We start from the raw sequence: 6,409 nt of genomic DNA, 5'->3' as shown, positions 1-6,409 counted from the left end.
ACCCCAGCGACCTCGCCAGCTACGTCATGCACGCGACATCCCAGGCCGCCGAGCACGACACGCCCCACTAATTCATCGACAGGCCCCGAGCGGGGCGGCGAAGAGGTTGACGAACACCATGTCGCAGTCCGCCGCTTCCGGCACCCGGTCGCGTTCCCACTGGTAGTCCGCGTACAGACCGCCGATGTCCTCGCCGACCGGGATCCAGCGAGGCTTACGGGTCTTGGCCAGGGCCCCGTTGGCGTTCTGCCGACGCCGGACGTGGATGTGCGGCCCGGCGACCGCGCAGCCCAGCACCTTGGAACTGGCCAGCAGGTGCATGTCCTCCCGGCGCAGCCCCAGAGCCTCGCCGATGCGGATGCCCGTGACCGCCAAGAGCGCGACCAGCAGGCGGTCGCGGGCGTGCACCGTGCAGTCCAGGACCTGCCGGATCTCGTCATCCGTCAGGTACTCGTAGCCAGGGACCACGATCTTGAACTTGATCGTCTTGACGTTGACGGTCGAGAACTGGCCCTCCTCGCCCCGATCGTACCCAGGAGGCGCGTAGCGCAGCTGCTTCGGCTCGTACAGCTTCGTGGCCAGGTCGGCGGACACCGGACTGTCGTCGAGCAGCGCGCAGTACCGAAGGAACCGGAAGACCGTACCGACGATGGCGTTGGCGGTGCCCTTGGAGCGGTACTTGGGCTCCACGCGTACCACCTGGCCCCTGGGCGGCAGCGGCTCATCCACCAGCCAGTTCAGGAATCCGGCGAGCTGTCGCATCGAAGGGTCAGCCCAGTCGACGCCGTGATCCCCGCAGTAGCAGAGGTACAGGGCGATGCGGCCGGCGTAGGTCCGCTCGGTGTTCACCGACGCGTCCTCCGCACTGCGGAGGGAGGCCAGATACGCCGATGAGTACTGGTGCAACTCATAGGCGGCGTCCACCACGACCCACATGGGGGAGCCGTCGTCCGGAGACAGTGCCTTCTCGGAACGGAACGGAAGAGGGGGTGGGCTGATGGATTCATACGTCACTTGAACCCCGATGTATCTGTGAGGCACGTTGGTCTTTACCCTACATGCCTCATGTGCCAGAGACTCTTTCAGGCACCCAAGATAACGGTGATGCCGTGCGCGAGCCCTGCGTTGGCGTGGCCGCCCTGGGCGACGGTCTTGTTGGCGGGCGAGTGGCCGACCCACCAGCCGGGCAGCTGCTCCCCGTTGGGCCCGGCGATCGGTTCGGTGAGCCGGACCAGGTACTCCAGCACTCCTCTCAGTTCGTGGCCCTCCGGCTGTCGACGTAGCAGGAGGGCACCGAGGCCGGTCAGTCCACGGAACAGGTCGTACTCGGCGAAGGCGGCGTAGCGGCCCTGGTCGATGCGCTCGTGGGCGGCGACCAGGCGAGGGCGGGTGTGCGCGGCCACGATGCCGTCAAGGGTGTCCAGGGCTCCGGCGTACCGGTCGCTGTCAGCGGCGGCGAGGTGAAGGACATACGCCATGGCGGGGGCGCCGAGGAACAGGCCGGCCGTGTCTCCGTCGATCAGCGGGCGGATGTCGGCGAGTTGCTCGTGGACGTCACGCCATGAGGTGAGGCCGCGGTGGGCGCGTTCGATGGGGAGCAGGGCGGCACCGAGGGGGCCGTGCGCGAGAGACTGCCGGGCGGCGATGGCTGTGTCGGTGATGGGCGGGGCGGTGGTCACCGCTTGGCTCCTTCGGTGCGGATGGTCCAGGACAGGGCGGCAGCGCGGGCGAGGCGTCGGCAGTTCGCTTCGGCATCGGGGGCGATCCCGGCAGCGCGGTTGTGGTGCATGTGCAGCAGGGACGGCAGGACGGCGCCCGGGTCAGCGCCGACCGCTTCGAGCGCCTTGCGGTACTCGGTGAGGGCGTCGCTGCGCAGCTGCCACACCTCCGCCACGTGTTCACCGCGTGGGAGTGCCCGAACGGCCGGGTAGCCGGAGGCTCCGTCAGCGAGACGTACGGTCATGGCCTGCACGTCGCGGGGGGCGGCGGCGCCCTCGCCCTTCGGGAAGTTGGCGGCCAGCCATGCCCACGCTTCCTCCGGAGAGCCGAGGAGGGCGGCGGCGATGTCGACATAGCTGGCGGCGGTGACCGCGGGGCGCTGGCTGTCAGGCAAAGGAAGGACGAGCTGGGCAAGCGCGGCGGCGGAGTCGGCGGCGAAGTATCGCTCTGCGGCCTCAAGCGCGGCCCCCGTGCCGTAGCGGCCGATTTCCAAGGCGTCGGTGTCCCACTGCACCCGCTGGATCAGGCCCTCGTCACGCAGTCCGGCCGCCCACACTGCAACGCGGTGGGCAGCGTCACCGAAGGCCTCCGGGGACGGCAGGTGCAGACGTATACGCAGATGGCTGCCAGGGTCGGCGTAGCGGATGAACCACCATGTGGGCGCCTCGGTTCCCCAGTCGAGGAACAGCCGCGGCACGTGGGTGGTCAACACCTCGGGCTCCCGGTCGGCGTTGCAGTACAGCTTCAGGTACGCCCACTCCGTCGCGCCGGGCAGTCGGCTGGAGGTCAGGCTCACGACGGCAGCCGTACAGCAGATGGGGGCGGGGGAAGGCTGTTGGTCGGAGGCGAAGGACATGGTGACTTGGTGGGCGCGACCCAGCCAGCCGAACGCGGCCTCGTCTGGTGCTTCGTGCAGAGACACGGTTCCGTGGCGATCGAGTTCGGCGCGCAGGAGCTGCTGGTGGGCAGTGAAGTCGAGGTCCAGGCGTAGCCGTTGGTCGTTGCCGCCGGCGTACACGGTGCGGGGCACGCCGTAGCGGATGCGCCAGTCGGTGAAGCGGAACATCCAGTCCCGTCCGTCGTCGCTGTCGTCGCTGAGGTCGCGTGCGCTCAGCCGCCAGCAGGCGGCGGACAGGATGGTGCGGCCGACGCGGACTTCGGGCAGGAACGGCAGCCGGGCCGCCGGCCCCCAGGCGAAGGGGGTGAGGATGGCGGTGTGGGAGCGGTGCAGTTCGCTGACGAAGCGGACGAGTGGGTGGGTGGCGTTGCTGAGTTCCACGGCGTTCATGACCGAGAGCTCGATGAGCTGGCCCGTGGAGAGCGACACCAGGTACAGGCGCCGGGAGTCAGCAACGACGCCGAGGTCGTCCAGGTCGAGGGTGGCCTGCGGGTTGTGCTCGCCGACTGAGAGCACGTGCGGTACGACGGCCGGGGCGCGGCCGACGTTTCGGGTCGGGAGCTTCAGCGGAGGGCTGGACACCTGCCCGCGCACGGCGTCGGCGGCCAGCGTCGGCAGGGCGGCGTACGCGGCGGTCATCCGGTCGCGGTCGGGCTGGTCCAGCATCGCCAGGAAGCGGCCCGTCGTGGTGCCGGCCGCGAGGGACAGCCCCGCCGTGACCAGTTCGAACCGGCCGTGCTCCACGTCCTCCAGTGAGGGGGACAGCACGGTGAAGCACAGTTCGACGTGCGCGGGGACCTGCGTGGGGTCCCCGAAAGACAGGGCCTCGATGTTCCCCTCGGTGAGGACGACTTCACGCTGATCGTTGAGGGCGGCTGCCTGGGCGAGCGCGAGAAGGTGTTCGTCGCGGCGGGTCGTGGCCAGCACCGGCCGCTTCAAGACCGTGCCGCGGTAGCCGACAGGGAAGCCGAGGCCGGTGTCCGGGTCGGTGAGGTCGCGCAGGGGGACGATCGCACCCATGCTGTAGCGCTCCAGGAACCGCGCGCGGTAGTCCTGCCACGCCGGGGAGCCGTTCGGGTACGGCGAGATGCGGGAGATGACCTCCAGGGCGCGCTCCGCCTCGCGTGTGACGGTTGTCGGCAGGACGATGTCGCAGTCGGGGCGCACGTTCACCACCAGGGTGCCGGATGTGGTGCCGGTGAGGGAGCTCATCCGGGCGGTTGCCTGGTCGCGAAGGGCTTGCTGCTTGCCTTGGGGCGCGGTGTCGTGAAGGGTGAGGAGCTGGTGGATCTGGCGCAGTTCCTCGGTCATCGCGGCTCCGCCCGCTGTAGCGGCGGTGCCTGCGGCGTCGAGCTGCGCGACGAGATGCCCTAGTGCGTCGTCACACGTCATGGGGGCGTTCAGGCTGGTTTGTAGGACGCGGTGGGCGACAAGGCTGCCTACCATGTCCTCGATCACCGTGGTCGGGGTGTCCGGGTAGTCGCCGTGGAGCTTGGCCACGAGGTCGCCGGCGGTGATCGGGGCCCGGGCGTGGGTGAGTAAGGCTTCCACGGCTGGTGTGCGCCGTAGCGTGGTGTCGGTCGGGCCCTCCGTACCCGGCTGGTTCGCTACGCCGACCCGGTTGCCTCGCACGACGCAGGCGGGGTCGAGCATGACGGGCAGGCGCCGCAGCACTTCCCGGTTCTGCTCGATGGCGGTGGTGACGTCGTTCAGCCACTCGGCATCGGCCCGTGCGAAAGCACGGTGCTCCGTTCCCCACTTCACCCGAGCTGTGCGGCCGACGCCCACGGGGGCTACGCCGGCGAACAGACCGAACGGTGTGGCGCGGTGCTGCGTTCGCAACAGATAGCGGGCCAGTGAGGCCGCGGTGCGCCGGACGGCGCGCAGCCTCCGCTGGTCCCTGCTGAGCACGTCGCGGATGGCAGCGGCAAGAAGCGGAGCGGCGAACTCGATGGCTGCGGCCCTGGTGTCGTCCGCCCACACCTGGCTGGCCCACTCGCGCCAGCGCTCGACGTCGGCGGGGGCGTCACCGTCAAGGTCGGGCCAGGGAGGCAGCGTGGCCGCCAGCGGGAAGAGCGATGTTCGGATCATGTTCGCGTCAACGGCGCGGTACATGGCTGTGCCTCCTTCTTTGTCGCGGTGGTGCGGGGCCGGGCCGTTCGGACTCGGCCCGGCCCCCGCACCAGTGAGTCAGCCGCCGATGCAGGTGCTGTTGGAACAGGCGGACTCGCAGGTCGACGTGCAGTTGTCGCTGGTGTCGTTCAGTAGCGAGCCGATGACGGGGGCGGAGGCGACGGTCTCGATGTTGAGGTCGAAGTCCGACCCGGCGGCAGAACCGAAGTCCGTAGCGGCCTTCAGCGTCGTGCTGGTGCTCTGCGGTGCCATCACGTTCTCCTCACTGAGAGAGGTTGGGTGGATGTGCTGTGCCGGCCTGGCCGCGACGTTGGAGGCGTCACGGCCAGGTGATCGTGACCCGCGTGTGGGACCGGTCGATGACTCGGCCTGCGGGAAGCTGGTAGTCCGGGGTGCCCGCCGGGTGGACCTCGATGTGCGCGCGATGCTGGCGGTGATCGCTGTGCCAGACCTGGATCTCCTCCACCAGGCGGGTCGCGACCTTCTGCCCCTGCGGCCCGTGGCCGATCGCCCCCAGCTCGTACCGGTCGGGGTCGTCTGTGGGGCGTGCGGTCCGGTAGGCGAAGCTGTCGCCCTCCACCAGGGTGGGCACTCCGATCGGTGACGCGGAGGCGAGCAGGCCCCGCTTCCGCGCGGCGATCTTGGCGGCCATCAGAGGGAGGTTGTCGAGCGCGGTCGTCAGCCAGAGGTGCAGGTGGTCGGTGGACTCGTCACCCGCCACCGTGACGCCGGACCAAGCCTCGATACGAGGCATGCTCAGCGCGACGCGCAGGGCCTCGACGTCGGGCTCGGGATGGTCGTCCAGGCGGAGGGCGATCTCCTCCCCCTCTGCATCGTGGAGAAGGGCCAGGCGCACGCGGTTCTCGCCGATGCCCTGCATCGGTACGAAGCCGCACTGCTCGAACCCGTCGCTGACGAGCCGTTCGCCGTCGCGGACGAACGCCACGGTACGAGTCATGCCGCGCATCCGAAGCGGGACCACGAGCCGACCGCTCTCCTTGAGCTGGTGGACCCAGGCGGGCGGAATGTCGGCGGCCTGCACGGTGACCACGATGCGGTCGTACGGAGCATGGCCGGGCACGCCGTGCTCACCGTCGGCGGTGATCACGGTGACGTTCTGGTGGCCGGTGATCTTGAGGAATTCCGCCGCCCGCTGTGTGACCTCACCGTCGATGTCCATCGTGACGACGTGGCCCTGCTCCCCCACCATCTCCGCAAGGTAGGCCGCGTTCACCCCTCCGGAACCGATCTCCAGGACGTTCATCCCCGGTTGGATGTCGGCCTGCTCGATCTGCATGGCTTGGACGCGCGGGGAGGAGACCGAGCTGATGTCCACGCCTGTCGGGTCCGTCTTCGTGACGGCGGCGAACTCGGGCTCGTAAGTCTTGGCCATGTCCACTTCGGGGGTGGCCAGGTGCCGGGGGACCGAGCGGAACGCGGCCACGACGCGGGGGTTTCGGGCGGCGCCGAGTTCAATGAGCTGCTGCACCATCGTGTCGCGCAGTTCCTGCTCGGAGGCTGGGGCGTTGTCGTTGTTCTCAGTCGTCATGCCGGGGACGTTATCCACGAGCGGTCTCCTTCTCGGCGCCCGCGCGCCGAGGGGTTAGGGGGCTGATGTTGACGTAGGCCGGGGAGAGCCGGAGGGCCTGCCGCTCCGCG

Annotated in this window: 5 protein-coding genes; all 5 read right to left on the bottom strand. The window is 69.5% G+C overall.

Features of this window, described 5'->3' with window-relative positions:
* Positions 1-72: 72 nt before the first annotated feature.
* Entirely contained in the window at positions 73-1,014 is a 942-nt protein-coding gene (locus H8R17_RS38285) for a tyrosine-type recombinase/integrase (RefSeq protein ID WP_316959659.1), read from the bottom strand.
* 68 nt (positions 1,015-1,082) lie between these two features.
* Positions 1,083-1,679, bottom strand: coding sequence for a lanthionine synthetase LanC family protein (locus H8R17_RS38280; RefSeq protein ID WP_316959658.1), 597 nt, complete (start codon positions 1,677-1,679; stop codon positions 1,083-1,085).
* Positions 1,676-4,732, bottom strand: a complete 3,057-nt coding sequence (locus H8R17_RS38275) for a lantibiotic dehydratase (protein WP_262505844.1) — start codon at positions 4,730-4,732, stop codon at positions 1,676-1,678. The genes H8R17_RS38280 and H8R17_RS38275 overlap by 4 nt, the downstream gene beginning before the upstream one ends.
* Positions 4,733-4,807: 75 nt before the next feature.
* Positions 4,808-5,002: an FxLD family lanthipeptide gene (locus tag H8R17_RS38270; protein WP_187827805.1), complete on the bottom strand. Its 195-nt coding sequence runs from the start codon at positions 5,000-5,002 to the stop codon at positions 4,808-4,810.
* Between the two features lie 67 nt (positions 5,003-5,069).
* A complete protein-coding gene (fxlM, locus tag H8R17_RS38265) occupies positions 5,070-6,299 on the bottom strand; it encodes a methyltransferase, FxLD system (RefSeq protein WP_223125960.1) in 1,230 nt (409 codons plus the stop codon).
* Between the last annotated feature and the right edge of the window lie 110 nt (positions 6,300-6,409).

It is taken from the genome of Streptomyces sp. TRM68367, from assembly GCF_014495685.1.
Lineage (GTDB): Bacteria > Actinomycetota > Actinomycetes > Streptomycetales > Streptomycetaceae > Streptomyces.
The sequence above is the reverse complement of the archived record's forward strand: the minus strand, read 5'-3'. Positions and strand labels throughout refer to the sequence as shown.